Annotated in this window: 13 protein-coding genes; 8 read left to right on the forward strand and 5 right to left on the reverse strand. The window is 63.8% G+C overall.

All coding sequences use genetic code 11. The features are described from left to right. Positions 1-233 precede the first annotated feature (233 nt). From ACIGJG_RS20490 to ACIGJG_RS20510, 5 genes are all read left to right on the forward strand, one after another. Positions 234-695 (forward strand): VOC family protein, encoded by a 462-nt coding sequence (locus ACIGJG_RS20490; RefSeq protein ID WP_011301755.1) that lies wholly within the window; start codon positions 234-236, stop codon positions 693-695. Between the two features lie 14 nt (positions 696-709). Beyond that, complete coding sequence (locus ACIGJG_RS20495; RefSeq protein WP_483673833.1) at positions 710-1,933, forward strand: FAD binding domain-containing protein; 1,224 nt, start codon at positions 710-712, stop codon at positions 1,931-1,933. Positions 1,934-1,967: 34 nt separating this feature from the next. Then, positions 1,968-2,330 (forward strand): DUF485 domain-containing protein, encoded by a 363-nt coding sequence (locus tag ACIGJG_RS20500; protein WP_011301753.1) that lies wholly within the window; start codon positions 1,968-1,970, stop codon positions 2,328-2,330. Then, positions 2,327-3,964 carry a cation acetate symporter gene (locus tag ACIGJG_RS20505; RefSeq protein ID WP_011301752.1) on the forward strand — a complete coding sequence of 546 codons (1,638 nt, stop codon included), beginning with the start codon at positions 2,327-2,329 and terminating at the stop codon, positions 3,962-3,964. Before ACIGJG_RS20500 ends, ACIGJG_RS20505 begins: the two co-directional genes overlap by 4 nt. A 117-nt stretch (positions 3,965-4,081) precedes the next feature. Next, on the forward strand, positions 4,082-4,756 hold the full coding sequence (locus ACIGJG_RS20510) for a TetR/AcrR family transcriptional regulator (protein WP_011301751.1): 675 nt from the start codon (positions 4,082-4,084) through the stop codon (positions 4,754-4,756). Between the two features lie 117 nt (positions 4,757-4,873). On the opposite strand, the gene ACIGJG_RS20515 is transcribed toward ACIGJG_RS20510, so the two are convergent. Continuing rightward, a complete protein-coding gene (locus tag ACIGJG_RS20515; RefSeq protein ID WP_483673835.1) occupies positions 4,874-6,319 on the reverse strand; it encodes an efflux transporter outer membrane subunit in 1,446 nt (481 codons plus the stop codon). Positions 6,320-6,405: 86 nt separating this feature from the next. Between ACIGJG_RS20515 and ACIGJG_RS20520 the strand changes: the two genes are divergently transcribed. The 3 genes from ACIGJG_RS20520 (at position 6,406) to ACIGJG_RS20530 (ending at position 11,370) form a co-directional block, all read left to right on the forward strand. Further along, positions 6,406-7,023, forward strand: coding sequence for a TetR/AcrR family transcriptional regulator (locus ACIGJG_RS20520; RefSeq protein WP_011301749.1), 618 nt, complete (start codon positions 6,406-6,408; stop codon positions 7,021-7,023). 79 nt (positions 7,024-7,102) lie between these two features. Further along, a complete protein-coding gene (locus ACIGJG_RS20525) occupies positions 7,103-8,230 on the forward strand; it encodes an efflux RND transporter periplasmic adaptor subunit (RefSeq protein ID WP_011301748.1) in 1,128 nt (375 codons plus the stop codon). After that, positions 8,227-11,370 carry an efflux RND transporter permease subunit gene (locus tag ACIGJG_RS20530; protein ID WP_483673838.1) on the forward strand — a complete coding sequence of 1,048 codons (3,144 nt, stop codon included), beginning with the start codon at positions 8,227-8,229 and terminating at the stop codon, positions 11,368-11,370. Before ACIGJG_RS20525 ends, ACIGJG_RS20530 begins: the two co-directional genes overlap by 4 nt. A 200-nt stretch (positions 11,371-11,570) precedes the next feature. On the opposite strand, the gene ACIGJG_RS20535 is transcribed toward ACIGJG_RS20530, so the two are convergent. The 4 genes from ACIGJG_RS20535 to flgL all read right to left on the reverse strand — a co-directional run bounded on the left by ACIGJG_RS20535 (position 11,571) and on the right by flgL (position 18,181). Continuing rightward, positions 11,571-12,953: an amino acid permease gene (locus ACIGJG_RS20535; RefSeq protein WP_011301746.1), complete on the reverse strand. Its 1,383-nt coding sequence runs from the start codon at positions 12,951-12,953 to the stop codon at positions 11,571-11,573. A gap of 95 nt (positions 12,954-13,048) precedes the next feature. Beyond that, positions 13,049-14,605, reverse strand: a complete 1,557-nt coding sequence (gene hutH, locus ACIGJG_RS20540) for a histidine ammonia-lyase (protein ID WP_483673839.1) — start codon at positions 14,603-14,605, stop codon at positions 13,049-13,051. 8 nt (positions 14,606-14,613) lie between these two features. Further along, a complete protein-coding gene (hutU, locus tag ACIGJG_RS20545; protein WP_011301744.1) occupies positions 14,614-16,293 on the reverse strand; it encodes a urocanate hydratase in 1,680 nt (559 codons plus the stop codon). 673 nt (positions 16,294-16,966) lie between these two features. Further along, positions 16,967-18,181 (reverse strand): flagellar hook-associated protein FlgL, encoded by a 1,215-nt coding sequence (gene flgL / locus ACIGJG_RS20550; RefSeq protein WP_011301743.1) that lies wholly within the window; start codon positions 18,179-18,181, stop codon positions 16,967-16,969. Positions 18,182-18,205 lie beyond the last annotated feature (24 nt).

Genomic DNA, 18,205 nt, shown 5'->3' on the forward strand with positions numbered 1-18,205 from the left:
TTGATTGAATTGGCTTGTCCGTACCCAAGGCACGGACAGATTATGCCGAGAGATTCGCGTCAAGGATCGCGACGCGGTCGCTTTGTATCGGGCTGGTCACTTCACAGGCCCGATCACGCCCCCATCGGCCCGCAAGGGTTAACACCGAGATTCGCGCCCCTTGGTCTTCTGCGCGTTCCGCCCTATTATTTATCAACCGATCACTGATCGATCGATCATTAAAGGAGACAGCGATGGCACTGACCAGGCTGGCACATTTTTCCATCCGCACCACCGACCTGGAGCGGACTTGCGCGTTCTACGAACGCATCCTGGGTTTCCGACGCGGATACCGGCCCCCGTTCGACTTTCCGGGTGCGTGGCTCTACATGGGCGATGACGAGCGCGACTATGGAACCGTGCACATCATCGGCGTCGACCCTGACAACCCGCAGGGCCTGTCCGCCTACCTTGGTGACAAAGCCCTGCCCGCATCGGGAACCGGCACGCTGGACCACATCGCCTTCCTTGCCACGGGTGTCCGGCAGATGTGGGCGACTCTGCGCGCGGAGGGCATCGCCTGGCGCGACCGCACCGTTCCAAGCCTTGGCCTGCACCAGGTGTTTATCGAGGACCCGTCTGGCGTGACGATTGAATTGAACTATCCGGCCGCCGAGGTGGAAGGCCTGGAACTGCCGAAAGCGGCGCAAGCATGAACCGGAGTCATGGCATGAATAACGTACTGCAACAACGACCCAGGGCAATCATCGTAGGCGGCTCCCTCGGCGGACTCTTTGCGGCCAATATGCTTCAACGCAATGGCTGGGACGTCACGATCTTCGAGCGCACGCCCGAGACATTGACCGGCCGCGGCGCTGGCATCGTCACGCATCCGGAACTGTTCGAAGCGCTCGCTGCTGCCGGCGTGGCGATCGACGACAGCATCGGGGTTCGTATCCGTACCCGCGTCACGCTCTCGCGCGACGGCTCGACTGTATCCGATCGCGAGATGCCGCAGACATTGACGGCCTGGGGCAAGATGTATGACGTACTGGGCCACGCATTTTCCGGCGAGTATCGGACCGGTGCCACGGTGACGGACGTCGATTCGCGCAGCGACCATGCAGTGGTCGAGCTGGAGGACGGCTCGACGCACCGCGCCGACCTGGTCATTGCTGCAGACGGCTTTCGCTCCGGCGTGCGCGAACGGCTGGTGCCATCCGCGGCCCTGGAATACGCCGGATATATCGCCTGGCGTGGTCTTGTTGATGAAGCCCAAATTTCGCGCGAAACGCATGCGGCAATCTTCGACAAGTTCGCCTTCTGCCTGCCACCGCATGAGCAGATCCTCGGCTACCCCGTGGCCGGCGACGGCAACAGCACGACGCCGGGCCAACGCCGCTACAACTTTGTGTGGTATCGCGCCACGCGCGAGCACGACGAACTGCCCGACCTGCTGACCGATGCCACCGGCAAGGTCTGGAACAACGGCATTCCGCCGGCGCTGATCCGCGCGGACGTGCTCGCCGACATGGAAAGCGCCGCCGCCGACCGGCTTGCTCCGCAGTTCGCGGAAATCGTGAGCAGCACTGCGCAGCCGCTGTTCCAGCCGATCTTCGACCTGACCGTGCCCCGCATGGCCTTCGGCCGGATCGCGCTGCTCGGCGATGCCGCCTTCGTGGCGCGCCCGCATTGCGGCATGGGTGTCACCAAAGCCGCCGGCGACGCCATGGCCCTCGTCCGTGCGCTTGCCGGACATGAGTCTGTTGAAACGGCGCTCGAAGCGTACAGCGCGGAACGCGTCCAGGTGGGACAGGCAGTCGTCGAGCATGCCCGCCATCTCGGCGCATACATGCAGGCGCAACTCAAAAGCGAGCAGGACCGCGAGATGGCCGAACGCTATCGCACCCCCGAGGCGGTGATGCGTGAAACCGCAGTTTCGCGTCGCTTCTGAAGGATCTGGAACCACAAACATTCGGAGACAAAGCATGCCTCAAACCGCCCCCGCCGCTTACTCAACCGATCTCGGCACTGCCGGGATCGATCCGCCGTTACCACACCCCGTGCTCAGCGAACCCGCCTTCGAGCGCCTGCACCGCATGCGACGCCGATTCTCCTGGTCGCTCACGGCAGCCATGCTGGCCGTCTACTTCGGCTTCATTCTTACGCTGGCGTTCCGGCCGGACCTGCTTGCCGTGCCGTTGACTCCCGGCCAGCCGATGAGCATCGGCATACCGGTCGGCTTCGGCATGTTTGCCTTCACCTTTGCCCTGGTGGCCATTTACGTGCATCGCAGCAACACCGTCTACGACAAGATGATCGCGGACATCCGCAAGGGACTTCAGCCATGAAACGCCTATTGATCACCGCTGCCGCGCTGGCAGCAACCACCCCGGCCTTCGCGGCGACGCCTCCGGTCGGCCAGGGCCTCAACCTGATTGCCATCGGCATGTTCGTGGTATTTGTCGCGGCGACGCTCGGCGTGACGCGCTGGGCAGCACGGCGCAACCACAGCGTTGCCGACCACTACGCGGCGGGCGGCAAGATCACTGCGATGCAAAATGGCTGGGCCATCGCCGGCGACTATATGTCGGCAGCATCGCTGCTCGGTATCTCGGCGCTGGTCTTCACCAGCGGCTACGACGGGCTGATCTACTCGATTGGCTTTCTGGCCAGCTGGCCGATCATCCTGTTCCTGATCGCCGAGCCGCTGCGCAACCTCGGGCGCTACACGCTGGCCGATGTCCTGTCCTATCGCCTCAGGCAGCGGCCAATTCGTGGTTTCTCGGCATCGAGTTCGATCGTCATCGTGCTCCTGTACCTGGTCTCGCAGATGGTCGGCGCCGGCAAGCTCGTGGAATTGCTGTTCGGCTTCAACTACACCTCGGCGGTCGTGCTGGTCGGCGTGCTCATGGTCGTCTATGTGTTCTTTGGCGGCATGCTCGCGACCACCTGGATCCAGATCATCAAGGCGGTCATGCTGCTGGCCGGTTGCGCATTCATGGCTTACATGGTGCTCAGCCGTTTCGGCTTCAGCCTGAACAGCCTGTTCGACCACGCCATTGCCGCGCACGGCAAGCACGAGGCGATCATGCGTCCCGGCGGTCTGGTGTCCGATCCGGTCTCCGCCGTTTCACTGGGGCTGGCGCTGATCTTCGGTACGGCTGGACTGCCGCACATCCTGATGCGCTTTTTCACCGTCGGCGATGTCAAGGCCGCACGCAAGAGCGTGCTTTATGCGACCGGCATCGTCGGCACGGGCTATGCCATGATCATCGTGATCGGATTTGGCACGATCGCGCTGGTTGCGCAGGATCCGCTGTACCACAATGGCGCGGGCGCAGTGATTGGCGGCGTGAACATGGTGGCCGTGCATCTGGCTCACGCAGTCGGCGGCAATGTGTTCCTCGGCTTTATCTGCGCCGTGGCGTTCTCGACCATCCTGGCTGTCGTGGCAGGCCTGACGCTCGCCGGATCTTCGGCGATCTCGCATGACCTCTATGCAACGGTCATCCGCAAGGGGCAAGCGTCCGACAAGGATGAGCTGCGAGTGTCCCGCATGACCACGCTGGTGCTTGGTGTCCTGTCGATCCTGCTCGGCATTCTGTTCGAGAAGCAGACCATTGCGTTCATCGTCAGCCTGACCTTCTCCATCGCGGCCAGCTCCAATTTCCCCGTGCTGCTTCTGTCGATCTACTGGCGCGGGCTCACCACGCGCGGCGCCGTAGTCGGCGGCATGCTGGGCCTCGTGACGGCGGTCGTCCTGACGATCCTCAGCCCAACGGTCTGGGTACAGGTGCTGGGACATGCGTCCGCAATCTACCCGTACGAATATCCGGCGCTGTTTTCGATGCTGGTGGCATTCCTCGGCATCTACGTGTTCTCCGTGACCGACCGATCGCCTCGCGGCGCGTGGGAACGCGATGCCTACCAGAACCAGCGCGTAGATGGCGAACTGGGGCTCGGCAGTAAAACCGCCGGCTGACCGTTCCCCCATGATGAGAAGCGACCCGCGCAGGCTTCAGCGGGCCCGTCTTCTCATTTATCGCCCGATTGGTAGAATCCTGACATTATCCGCATCACCACTGCGAGAAGAAGCGTCATGGAGACCAGCACTGCATCGGCCGGGGAAGATACGCCCGTCAAAGCGTCCAGGCGGCTGCTGCCCGAGGAACGCGAACAGCAGATTGTGGAAAAGGCGATCGAGCACTTCACCCGGAACGGCTTTGGCGGAAGTACCCGCGAACTGGCACGGCAGATCGGGGTGACGCAGCCGTTGCTCTACCGCTACTTCCAAAGCAAGGATGCATTGATCGAGCGCGTCTACAACGAAGTCTTCCAATGGCGCCCAGGCTGGGAAGGGCAGATCGCAGACCGCTCGTTGCCGCTGACGGAACGGCTTCACGCCTTCTACCTCGACTATTCGTCGGTGATCCTTCGCGAAGAGTGGATTCGCCTGTTCATCTTTGCCGGCCTCACGCACGAAGGCATCAATAAAAAATATCTGAGCAAGTTGCGCAGCAAGGTGTTCCTTCCGGTGCTGGCCGAGGTCAGAGCGGAGTTCGGCATTCCCGCTCCGCGCAATGCGGCAGAAACCGAAGCCGAGATCGAAATGATCTGGAGCCTGCACGCGGCCATTTTCTACATCGGCGTGCGCAAGTGGATCTATGGCCTGAAGGTGCCGGCCGACATGGACGCCCTGATCCGGCGTCAGGTCGATATGTTCCTGAACGGAGCCGCGGCGGCCATACGTGCGATGCGTGCAGGCACGCCTTGAGCCGCCACAGTTTGTTGTGTGACTGGCTACCCCTGGTCAAGAGAGGAGCCGGCCAACCCGCTGCGCGACGCGCCGTGCTATGGCTTGCTGCCCGCCCGCACGGGCAACCAGGCAGCATCAGCCAGCCGCATGCGGCTGCCATCCGCCACCGAGCGCCTTGAATGCCGCAACCGCGGCCCGCGCCGATTCGGTCCGGGCCTGAGCCCTTGCATCGGAGGTTTGCAGGAGCCGCTCGTCGGCATGCAGGACCTCGATCAGGCGGACGACGCCTTTCTGGTAGGCGGCAAACGATGCATCGCGCGCCTGGGACAGCGACGCCTCCCCGCGTGCCAGGGTCTGTGCCTGGTTCTCGCGCTTGACCAGCGCGGAGAAGGCGTTCTCGACATCTTCCGTGGCGTGCAGCACGGCCTGGCGATACGCGGCGAGCGATTCCGCCTCCTGTCCCTGCGCCTGTTCAATCTGCGCGTTGATGCGGCCAAAATCGAACAGGCGCCAGCGCAAGCCCGCTACGCCTGCTGCCTGGCTCGCGCCAGCGGAAAAGAGATTGCCGCTGGCCACTGTGGTGGCGCTGCCCAGCAACGCCCCCAATGAAAATTTCGGGTAGTACTCCGCAATGGCGACCCCGATGCGTGCATTGGCGGCTGCCAGCCGCCGCTCCGCGACGACCAGATCGGGCCGGCGCCGCAGCAGGTCTGCGGGCGACCCCGAGCCAGTGATCTCCGGGGCCGCGGGTATGTCTTGCACACCCTGCAGTTCCGCGCGATATGTGCCGGGCGGAACGCCGAGCATGACGTCGAGCGCGTTCAGCGCCGCATCCAGTCCGGCCTCGAGTACCGGTATGGTGGCCTGAACCTCGGCCAGCGCGCCTTCGGCCTGCCGCACTTCCAGTTCTGCCGCGAGGCCCTTGCCATACAGCAGGCCAACAGTCGACACCAGCTTCTGTTGCGTCTGCGCCTGCCGCGTGGCAATGGCAAGGCGGGCCTGCAGGCCGCGGACCGTGATGTACAGGTCCGCGGTCTGCGCGGCCACCGCAAGCCGCGTGGCCATGGCGCCCGCTTCCGATGCGCGATAGTCAGCGAGCGCAGCCTCGCGCCCGCGCCGCAAGCCGCCGAACACGTCCAGTTCCCAGGACGCGCCCAAATTCGCTTCGTAATTGTTGCCATACCGGTCAAAGCCCTGCGTCGCGCTTTGCAGCCTCCCCAGCGGTGTTTCGATCGACTGGTAGCTTCGGGCCGCCTGTGCGCTGACGCCGGCCGAAGGCAGCAACGCCGCGGTGGCGGCACCGAGCCCGGCGCGAGCCTGGGCGACGCGTGCCGTCGCCTGGGCCAGATCCAGGTTCTGGTCGAGTGCGACCGACACCAGGCGGGTCAGTTGCGGATCGCCAAACCCCTCCCACCAGTTCACCAGTTCCGCCGTGGATGCGGCCCGGCGCTGCTCGACCTGCGGCTGGCCCAGGTATCGCTCCGACAACGGGACATCCGGCGCGTGATAGTCGGGGCCGACCGCGCAGCCCGCCACGACGGCGGCACTCAGTAAAGGGGCGAGGAGACGGGCAGAACACATGGCAGCGGACCTTGAAAGGATGTTGTGACTATTTTATAAATTGGTCACATGTTGTCAACTCCCAATTCGCGCGGTACCCTCGTACCATGACTGAGACCACGACCACCACGCCGGCCCAGCGCGGGCCGTCCGACCACGCCATCCGCACCCAGATCGTGGAGGCGGCCACCAAGCATTTCAGCCTCTATGGCTACGAGAAAACCACGGTGTCCGACCTCGCCAAGGCGATCGGCTTCTCCAAGGCGTACATCTACAAGTTCTACGATTCGAAGCAGGCGATCGGTGAAGTGATCTGCGCGAACTGCCTGACCGCGATCGTCAAGGCAGTGGACGAAGCGGTGGCGGGTGTGCCGTCGGCCGCTGACCGGCTGCGGCGTATGTTCCGCGCGCTCGTGGAAGAAAGCGTCCGCCTGTTCTTCCAGGATCGCAAGCTCTACGCCATCGCCGCGGCCGCCGCTGCGGAGAGGTGGCCGCCGGTGAAAGCCTACGAAGTCCACGTCAGGCAGCTGGTCCTGCAGATCGTCCGCGAAGGACGGGAATCGGGCGAGTTCGAGCGCAAGACACCGCTTGACGAAGCCACCAGCGCGATTTACCTGACCATGCGCCCGTTCTTCGATCCGCTGCTGTTGCAGCACAACCTCGATCTTGCGGAAGAGGCGCCGGCCCTGCTTTCGAGCCTCGTCCTGCGCAGCCTGGCGCCTTGAGCGCCGCTTTCTGTTTGTGACCATTGACTAAATTGGTCACAAGAACAATACTGAGGTCCTGCCTTCCAGGAGAGACCTCATGCTTTCGCGTCGCCTTGCCTCTTCCGCCGCAAGCTGCCTTTTGCCCCTCGCGCTAGCCGCGTGCGGCGAAAAGGCCGCGCCCGACCCGCGTACCCAGCCTCCGCTAGTCCGGGTCGAAACTGTCCGGACCACATCGGTCGGTTCCCGCTCATTCACGGGAACCGTTGCCGCCCGCGTTCAGGGCGATCTCGGTTTTCGCGTTTCCGGGAAAGTGCTGGAGCGGCTGGTGGATGCGGGGCAGACAGTCCGCCGCGGGCAGCCGCTCATGCGGATCGATCCCAATGACCTGAAGCTCGCGGCCCACGCGCAGCAGGAAGCCGTCGCGGCGGCCCGTGCACGGGCCAGGCAAACCGCGGAAGACGAGGCGCGCTACCGCGATCTGGTCGGCTCGGGCGCCGTATCGGCCTCTGCCTATGACCAGGTGAAAGCCGCGGCGGACTCGGCCCGGGCCCAACTCAACGCGGCAGAGGCCCAGGCCGACGTGGCCCGGAACGCGACCAGCTATGCGGTACTGGTCGCCGATGCCGACGGCGTGGTCGTCGAAACGCTGGCGGATGCAGGCCAGGTTGTCAGCGCCGGCCAGATCGTGGTGCGTGTGGCGCACGCCGGTCGCCGCGAGGCCATCGTGCAGCTGCCCGAAACCCTGCGCCCGGCCGTGGGTTCCGTCGGCCAGGCAACGCTCTACGGCAATGACAGCCTGACCGTGCCGGCCAGGCTCAGGCAGCTTTCGGACGCGGCGGACAGGCAGACCCGGACCTATGAAGCGAGATATGTGCTGGAGGGCCCGCTGGCCGACGCCCCGCTCGGCGCCACCGTGACCATCCGGCTCCCCGAAAGCCATGCAGCGACGGCGCAATCGGACCTGCAGGTGCCGATCGGCGCGCTGCACGATGCCGGCAAGGGCCCCGGGGTGTGGGTGATCGATCCAAAGCTCAATCGTGTGAGCTGGCGTCCGGTGACGGTTCGCGGCCTCGGTGACGACACCGCGCGTGTCGCCGGTGAGCTCCGCACCGGCGACCGTATCGTGGCGCTTGGCGCCCATCTGCTGCGCGAAGGCGAGCAGGTCCGCGTCGCCGCCAGCGAAACCGTGGCCGCCCGTGAGGCGGGCCGTGGAGCGCAGCAATGAGCGGCTTCAACCTATCGGCGCTCGCCGTCCGCGAACGGTCCGTCACGCTGTTCCTGATCATCCTGGTATCGGTAGCGGGCGTCATCGCCTTCTTCAAGCTTGGCCGGGCAGAGGATCCCGCCTTCACTGTCAAGACCATGACCGTCGTCACCGCATGGCCGGGCGCAACCGCGCAGGAAATGCAGGACCAGGTTGTGGAAAGGCTGGAAAAGCGCATGCAGGAACTGCGCTGGTACGACCGCACCGAAACCTATACCCGTCCGGGCCTGGCCTTTACCACGGTGACACTGCTCGACAGCACGCCGCCTGCCGAGGTGGAGGGAGAGTTTTACCAGGCGCGCAAGAAGCTGCGCGATGAATCGGCCTATCTGCCCCCCGGCGTCATCGGGCCGATCGTGAATGACGAGTACTCAGACGTGACATTCGCGCTCTTTGCGCTGAAGGCCAGGGGCGAGCCCCAACGTCTGCTGGCCCGCGACGCCGAAAAGCTGCGACAGCGCCTGCTGCATGTAGCGGGCGTCAAGAAGGTGAACATCATCGGCGAACAGCCGGAGCGCATCTACGTGGCCTTTTCCCATGACCGGCTCGCGACGCTCGGCATCTCGGCGCAGGACATCTTCACCGCGCTCAATAGCCAGAACGTCCTCACGCCGGCCGGATCGATCGATACCGCAGGCCCGCAGGTCTTTATTCGTCTCGATGGCGCGTTCGACAAGCTGCAGAAGATTCGCGACACACCGGTAGTGGCACAGGGCCGAACGCTGAAACTGTCGGATATCGCCACGGTCGAGCGCGGCTACGAAGACCCCGCGACCTTCCTGATCCGCAACAACGGCGAACCCGCGCTGCTGCTCGGCGTCGTGATGCGCGAAGGCTGGAATGGCCTGGACCTCGGCAAGGCTCTCGAAGCCGAGGCCGCGACCATCAATGCCGGCCTGCCACTAGGCATGAGCCTGACCAAGGTGACCGACCAGTCCGTCAACATCAGTGCGTCGGTCGACGAGTTCATGGTCAAGTTCTTCGTCGCACTGCTGGTTGTCATGGTGGTGAGCTTCCTGAGCATGGGCTGGCGCGTCGGGATTGTCGTGGCGGCGGCCGTGCCGCTGACGCTGGCCGCCGTGTTCGTCGTCATGGCGGCCACAGGCAAGAATTTCGACCGCATCACGCTTGGCGCGCTGATCCTTGCGCTGGGCCTGCTGGTCGACGACGCGATCATCGCCATCGAGATGATGGTAGTGAAAATGGAAGAAGGCTACAGCCGTGTGGCCGCCTCCGCCTACGCCTGGAGCCACACCGCCGCGCCGATGCTGTCGGGCACGCTGGTGACTGCGATCGGCTTCATGCCCAACGGCTTTGCTCGCTCCACGGCTGGCGAATACACGAGCAATATGTTCTGGATCGTCGGCATTGCGCTGATCGCGTCGTGGATCGTCGCCGTCGCCTTCACGCCTTACCTTGGTGTCAAGCTGCTTCCGGAAATCCGCAAGGCCGAGGGCCATGGCGCTGTCTATGACACGCCGAACTACAACCGTTTCCGTGGTTTGCTGGGCCGTGTGATCGGACGCAAATGGATCGTCGCCGGCATCGTGGTGGGCAGCTTCGTGGTCGCGGTGCTTGGGATGAGTCTGGTGAACAAGCAATTCTTCCCGACGTCGGACCGCCCCGAGGTGCTCGTCGAAGTGCAGATGCCATATGGCGCCTCCATCGGCCAGACCAGCGCGGCTGCGGCCAAGGTCGAAGCATGGCTCGCGCGGCAGTCCGAGGCAAAGATCGTCACGGCCTACGTCGGGCAGGGGGCGCCCCGCTTTTACCTGGCGCTTTCCCCCGAGCTGCCGGATCCCTCGTTCGCGAAGATCATCGTGCTGACCGGCAGCCAGGAGCAGCGCGAGGCCCTGAAGCTGCGGCTGCGCAAGGCGATCAACGACGGACTCGCACCGGAGGCGCGAGTCCGTGTGACTCAGCTGGTGTTCGGCCCATATTCGCCCTTCCCGGTGGCGTTCCGTGTCTCGGGCCCCGATCCCGACAAGCTTCGCGCCATCGCCGCTGACATGGGCAAGGTCATGGAGGCCAGCCCGCTGATGCGCACCGTCAATACCGACTGGGGCACGCGCACGCCCGCGCTGCACTTTACGCTGCAGCAGGACCGGCTGCAGGCCGTCGGCCTGACCTCCAGCGCGGTCGCGCAGCAGCTGCAGTTCCTGCTCAGCGGCTTGCCCGTCACCGAAGTCCGCGAGGACATCCGCTCGGTGCAGGTGCTGGCGCGCGCGGCGGGGGACATACGACTGGACCCGCAGAAGATCGCCGGCTTCACGCTGATCGGCGCTGCGGGGCAGCGCATCCCGCTTTCGCAGGTAGGCACCGTAGACGTGCGCATGGAAGATCCGATTCTGCGCCGGCGCGACCGTACACCGACCATCACGGTGCGCGGCGATATTGCCGAGGGGCTGCAGCCGCCCGACGTGTCGACCGCCATCTACAAGCAACTCGCGCCCATCATCGCCAGGCTGCCTGCCGGCTACAGCATCGAGCAAGCGGGAGCCATCGAGGAATCGGCAAAGGCCACCAAGGCGCTGCTGCCGCTGTTCCCCATCATGCTGGCCTTGACCCTGGTGATCATCATCCTGCAGGTGCGCTCGATCTCGGCGATGGTCATGGTGCTGGCCACGAGCCCGCTGGGGCTCATCGGCGTGGTGCCGACCCTGCTGCTGTTCCGGCAGCCGTTCGGCATCAATGCCCTGGTCGGACTGATTGCACTGTCAGGCATCCTGATGCGCAATACGCTGATCCTGATCGGGCAGATCCACCAGAACAAGGCAGAAGGGCTCGCACCGTTCGACGCCGTCGTCGAAGCCACGGTGCAGCGTGCGCGTCCCGTGATCCTGACCGCGCTGGCGGCGATGCTGGCCTTTATTCCGCTGACACACTCGGTGTTCTGGGGAACACTGGCCTACACGCTGATCGGTGGCACGTTCGCCGGCACGGTGCTGACGCTGGTGTTCCTCCCGGCGATGTACGCGATCTGGTATCGGATCCGGGTACCTGTCGACAAGACCGGGCGCATCCCGGAAACTCGCATCCCCATGCCACCCGCTGGCGACACGCGCGGCCGGAACGCCGACACGCCCGCTGCCACTACGTGAGCCGGCGCGACGTCCCGACTCCGGCGAGCCACGTCGGGACGTCATCACGGGAGCACAGGCGCTCAACATGCGTTGCTCAAGAATTGCTGATGCCTGCCCTCGTCTGCAGCCCTGTGAGTGGCCATAGCTCGTATGGGCAGGCATCGAACACGCCTCGCGGGAGGTGTCAAAGTTCGAACACCCTGTTCAGCAAAGCGGCATCACAATGCGCTGGACTCCCCGGTGAGAATGCGGTCTTCATGAGGCTTAGCCCTGAGGTACCAGGCGAGGGACAGCAGGGCAACCCAACCCGCACCGATATAAAGCGCTACGCGCGTGTCTTCTACATAGCCCAGCACACAGATGACAAACAACATGAAGGCAATTGCAAGCGCCGGACCGACAGGCCACATTGGCACTTTGAACTTGAGCGCGCGAACCTCTTCGGCCGACAGGCGACGCCGCATGGCAACCTGAGACAGAAGGATCATGAGCCAGACCCATACGGTCGCAAAGGTCGCGATCGACGCAATGATCACGAACACCTGCTCGGGAATCAGGTAGTTCAGCACAACGCCGCCGAGCAATGCGGCAGCCATCGCCAGCACCGTCACCCAAGGCACACCTTGACGCGAGGTGATCGCAAAAAGACGGGGTGCCTGGCCCTGCTCTGCCATGCCGAACATCATCCGTCCGGCACCAAAGATGTTGCTATTGATTGCCGAGATGGCGGCGGAAATAACGATCAGGTTGAGAATCGCTGCGGCAGACTTGATGCCCAGTCCCGAGAATATCTGTACAAACGGGCTGCCCTGACCGCCGATGCCGGTCCACGGAAAGATTGCCATCAGGACGACCATCGTCAGTACGTAGAACAGCAGAATCCGTGCAGGTACGGCATTGATCGCCCTTGGAATGACCTTCTCCGGCTCCTTTGCTTCGCCGCCGGTGATGCCGATGATCTCGATGCCACCGTACGCAAACATCACCACCGCCAGCGAGGCGATCAGCCCTCCTGCGCCATGCGGGAGGAAACCGCCGTGCGCCCACAGATTGGTCAGGCCCGGAGAGTGTTCGCCATTCATCTTGACGCCTAGAAACAGGATCAGGGTGCCGCCAATGATCATCGCGCCGATGGCAAGGATCTTCACCAACGCAAGCCAGAACTCCAGTTCCCCGAACACCTTCACGTTGCACAGGTTCAACCCACAGATCAGCATGACGATGCCGAGCACCCATATCCATTGCGGGACTTCCGGGAACCAGAATCCCATGTAGATGCCGAATGCGGTCACGTCTGCGAGGCAAACGATGATCATTTCGAGGATATAGGTCCATCCGGTGAGAAAGCCTGCGAGCGGCCCAAGGTACTCGCTTGCATACCGTCCGAAGGAACCGGATACTGGCTCGCGAACCGCCATTTCGCCGAGCGCGCGCATGACCATGTAGACGGCCGCTCCGCCCAGGATATAGGCCAGAATGACGGCCGGGCCAGCGAGTTGGATGGCCGATGCGGAGCCATAGAACAGGCCCGTGCCAATAGCCGAGCCAAGCGCAAGAAAGCGGATGTGCCGCGCGCCCAGGTTACGTTGCAGGTGTTTCAAGCTGTCTCCAGAAAGATATCGAGATGGGGACCGGCAGTCCCATGGCGCGCAGGTCTTAGCCCGCTCAGCGCCGGTGTAAGCGTTTTGCGTTCTTCTTAGAGGCTTGGCAGCATGCCCGCAGGCAACAGGGCCGTGAGGTGGCGCTCGGCGATCAGTGCGCTGGCCCCTTCAATGTCCGGAGCGAAGTAGCGGTCCTTGTCGTAGAACGGCACTGACTGTCGCAGAAGCCCACGCGCGCGCTCCAGCGCCTCAGAAGACTTTGCCCCCTCGCGGAAATCGAGTCCCTGGCAGGCAGCGAGCCATTCGATGGCAATGATGCCCTTCACGTTGCTGGCCATCTCCCAAAGACGCTTTCCGGCGTTGGGAGCCATGGACACGTGGTCTTCCTGATTCGCGGAGGTCGGCAGGCTGTCAACGCTGGCAGGATGTGCGAGCGCCTTGTTGTCCGACGCCAGGGCAGCCGCCGTGACCTGCGCGATCATGAAGCCGGAGTTAACGCCGCCGTTGGCGACAAGGAACGCCGGCAACTGCGACATGTGCTTGTCCATCATCAGTGAAATGCGCCGCTCGCTCAACGCGCCAATCTCAGCCAGTGCCAGCGCGAGGTTGTCCGCTGCCATGGCCACCGGCTCCGCGTGGAAGTTGCCGCCCGAGATGATGTCCCCTTCCTGCGCAAACACCAGGGGATTGTCGGAAACCGAGTTCGCCTCGACGGCAAGCACGTCCGCCGCATTGCGGATCTGCGTCAGGCAGGCGCCCATGACTTGGGGCTGACAGCGCAGGGAATAGGGATCCTGGACCTTTTCGCAGCTTGCATGGGACTGACCGACCTCGCTGGTCGGCCCCAGCAGGTGACGATAGACCTCCGCCGAATCGATCTGCCCTCGCTGGCCGCGCGCGGCATGGATACGTGGATCGAACGGCGCGCGCGAGCCAAGCGATGCCTCGACGGTCAGCGCCCCGCAGACACTCGCCGCGGCAAACAGGTCTTCTGCCTGGAACAATCCCTGCAGAGCGTACGCAGTGGAGACCTGCGTGCCATTGAGCAACGCAAGCCCTTCCTTGGCTGCAAGCGTGAGCGGTTGCAGATCGGCAAGGGCAAGCGCTTCACGTGCGGGCAGCCATTCGCCGCGATAGCGTGCCTGGCCTTCGCCGAGCAGCAGCAGCGACATGTGGGCAAGGGGCGCCAGATCGCCCGACGCGCCGACCGACCCCTTCAGCGGGATGCGAGGGTACACCTCGGCGTTCACCAGAGTGATCAGCGCGTCGATGACTTTGCGACGGATGCCGGACAGTCCCCGCGCCAGGCTGTTGATCTTGAGCACCATGATCAGGCGCACCAGGGCGTCGTCGATCGGCTCGCCTACGCCGGCCGCATGCGAGAGCACCAGCGAGCGCTGTAGGCTCTCCAGGTCCTCGCGCGCAATGCGCGTCTGTGCCAGCAGGCCGAAGCCGGTGTTGATGCCATAGGCAGTGCGGCCCTCGGAGATGACGCTCTCGACGCACGCCACGCTTTGATCGATGGCCGCGAAGGCACGCTCGTCGAGCATGATCCTGACGGGATACTGATGTACGGCACGCAGTTGCGCGAGCGTCAGCTCACCCGGTTGCAGATGGAGGGCGGTGGCCGGCTGGTTTGCTTGATATGACATGTTCAGGTTCACTTGGAGGTGCCGAGCATCGGCAGGTTCAGACCGGCTTCGCGTGCGCAGTCGATGGCGATCTGGTAGCCAGCATCGGCATGGCGCATCACGCCGGTGGCAGGATCGTTGTTCAGCACGCGGGCAATGCGCGCGGCGGCTTCATCGGTGCCGTCGCAGACGATCACCACGCCCGAATGCTGCGAGAAGCCCATGCCGACACCACCACCGTGGTGCAGGCTCACCCAGGTCGCGCCGCTCGCGGTGTTGAGCAGCGCATTGAGCAGCGGCCAGTCAGAGACGGCGTCCGAGCCGTCCTGCATGGATTCGGTCTCGCGGTTCGGGCTCGCGACCGAGCCGGAGTCGAGGTGATCACGACCGATCACGATCGGCGCCGACAGCTCGCCGCTGCGCACCATCTCGTTGAATGCCAGACCCAGCTTCGCACGCAGGCCCAGCCCGACCCAGCAGATCCGCGCCGGCAGGCCCTGGAAGCTGATGCGCTCGCGCGCCATGTCGAGCCAGCGGTGCAGGTGCTCGTCGTCGGGAATCAGTTCCTTGACCTTGGCGTCGGTCTTGTAGATGTCCTGCGGGTCGCCCGACAGCGCAGCCCAGCGGAACGGGCCGATGCCGCGGCAGAATAGCGGGCGGATATAGGCCGGCACGAAACCCGGGAAATCGAAGGCGTTGTCGACGCCCTCTTCCTTGGCCATCTGGCGGATGTTGTTGCCGTAGTCGAAGGTCGGCACGCCCATCTTCTGGAAGTCCAGCATGGCCTTCACGTGGGCGGCCATCGACGCCTTGGCGGCCTTCACCACCACGGCCGGCTCGCGCTGCGCGCGCTCGCGGTATTCGTCCCAGCCCCAGCCCGCCGGCAGGTAGCCGTTGAGCGGGTCATGCGCGCTGGTCTGGTCGGTGACCATGTCCGGACGCACGCCACGGCGCACGAGTTCGGGCAGCACTTCGGCGGCGTTGGCGCACAGCGCGATCGAGATCGCCTTGCCTTGCGAGGTATAGCGGTCGATGCGGGCCAGCGCGTCGTCCAGGTCCGTGGCCTGTTCGTCGACATAGCGCGTCTTCAGCCGGAAATCGATGCGGCTCTGCTGGCATTCGATATTCAGCGAGCACGCGCCGGCCAGCGTCGCGGCCAGCGGCTGCGCGCCGCCCATGCCACCGAGGCCCGCGGTCAGCACCCAGCGGCCCTTGAGGCTGCCACCGTAATGCTGGCGGCCCGCCTCGACGAAGGTTTCATACGTGCCCTGCACGATGCCCTGGCTGCCGATGTAGATCCACGAACCGGCGGTCATCTGGCCGTACATGGCCAGGCCCTTGGCGTCGAGTTCGTTGAAGTGTTCCCAATTAGCCCAGTGCGGCACCAGGTTGGAATTGGCGATCAGCACGCGCGGCGCGTCGCGGTGCGTGCGGAAAACGCCAACCGGCTTGCCCGACTGCACCAGCAGCGTCTCGTCATCTTCCAGGCGGGTCAGCACCTCGACGATGCGGTCATAGCATTCCCAGTTGCGCGCGGCGCGGCCGATGCCGCCGTAGACCACCAGTTCCTTCGGGTTCTCCGCGACCTCGGGATCGAGGTTGTTCATCAGCATGCGCAGCGGCGCTTCGGTCAGCCAGCTCTTGGCGGTCAGCTTGTTGCCACGCGGGGCACGGATCTCGACATCGCGGAAACGGGGGTTCTCACTCACGGCACAACTCCTTCGGAATTTCGGAACAACTGGCCCACGGCACGGCCGGGAAACGTCATCTTATAGTGGTGTATAGTGTTGTATATACAAGCATAGATGTATTGGGGTATTCCCGAGGACTAGCAGAGATCTATGCCTGGAAGTGACTGCGCCCGGACTTGGCCGGGCGCGAGGGTCGGGTGGGAACCGCCCAGGCACCCACTACAACGGGGGCGTCGGTGAGCCCCCGCCTTCTGTTCGCTGGATGTAAGCCTGGTAAAGACGGGAGATGTAATGCGGTCACGAAATACCGTCTGATCTCACCCAACGGTTCGAGCGACGACTTTTGTACGACCCCAGTCTCGAGCGGCACCGAAGCGGGGAATCACGGAACTCGGGGATTCCGTCGTCACCGTAGAATTCAACCACGAAGCCAAATTCAGTGGCCGCCCAGCGCTTCTCATATGCTGCAACGAAATAACAGTGCCATATGCACCACATTAAGATGTGTCAGGCGTTCCGAACCGCATCGATTCGCTTAGCAAGATCGGCTTAAGAACAAAAAAGCCTCGAAACCGGTATAGATACCGGGCTCGAGGCCAATTCTTCAATCACTTTTTGGATTTAATCTATCGCGGGTTTTGAGCCTTTATTGTCCGTGCACAAACACGGAATGCCCGACCCGCTACCGTCCTTACAGATACTTAAACAAATTCATCCCTTGAATTTGCATGAACGATTGCTGCGCGCCCTGCAATGCAGTCTGTCTCTGGTAGTACTCGGTAATCGCTGAAGCGTAATCCAGATCCTGAAGGCCGGACAGCGTCTCCGTGTAGTTCAGACCACGGTTCGTGCCAATGGTGTCCAGCGCGTCCAGTTCCTGCATGCGCGAACCCACGGACGCGCGCACCGTCAGCACGTTATCCAGCGAATTCGAGAACTGGCGGATGCCGGTGGCAATGACGTTGTTCAGGTTGGCACTGTCGGCGTCGGAATGCACCGGCGCGTCCAGCGCGTCGATCACCGACTTCAGGTTCGCGAACATGTCGGTGCCCGCCTGGCTGGCCGGCTGAATGCTGATGGTGTCGCCCGTCTTAGGCGCTCCCTTGACCGTGAAGGTGACACCCGCGACGGCGATCTGTCCTGGGTCGGTGTAGGCGAGCGGCGTACCGCCAACGGGGTTTCCGCTCGGATCGGTGATGGTGTACTGCATCGAGCCGCTGCTGTCGTCGAACGTCAGCGTGAGCGGGGTACCGTACAGCGGATTGGTCGGATCGGTGGTCGATACCTGACCGTAGGTAGCACTGCCCGTGTTCGCGCTGTTGCCCTTGAGCACATAGCCAGCCGAGCCCTGCACGCTCTGGAATACCTCGCGGCCGTTGCTGCCTGCCGGCATCTGGCGCGCTACGTCGACCTGGTACTGCTGTTGCTCGGTATTGCCGATGTACTGGACGCTGCCTCCACCCTGCACGAACGGCGGCGAGCCCGACAGCGTGCCGCCGAACAGGTACTGGCCGTTGCCGTCGTCGGCGTTGGCCAGGCCCAGCAACTGCTCGTACTGTCCCTTGAGCGCGGTGGCCAGCGAGGCGCGGTCCACATCGCTCAGCGTGCCATTTCCGGCCTGTACCAGCAGCGTCTGGATGTTCTGCGTCACCGTGGTCACGGTCGACAGCGTGTTTTCCTCCATGCCCAGCGAAATATTCGCCTGGTTGCGCGAGGTGGTGTACTGGTCGTTGATCGCGCTTGCCTGCGTGACGCCAAGTGCGCGCGTGGCGGCCACCGGGTCGTCGGACGGCGTGAGCACCTTGCGGCCGGTGCCGAGCTGTTGCTGGATATGCAGCAGCGACGACTGCTGCATGTTCATCGAGGCCAGGCCTTGCTGGTAGAGCGTGGAGGTTGCGACGCGCATTGTCTGTTCCTTCTCGGATTCCTG

It is taken from the genome of Cupriavidus sp. C1SS-2L (assembly GCF_057073735.1).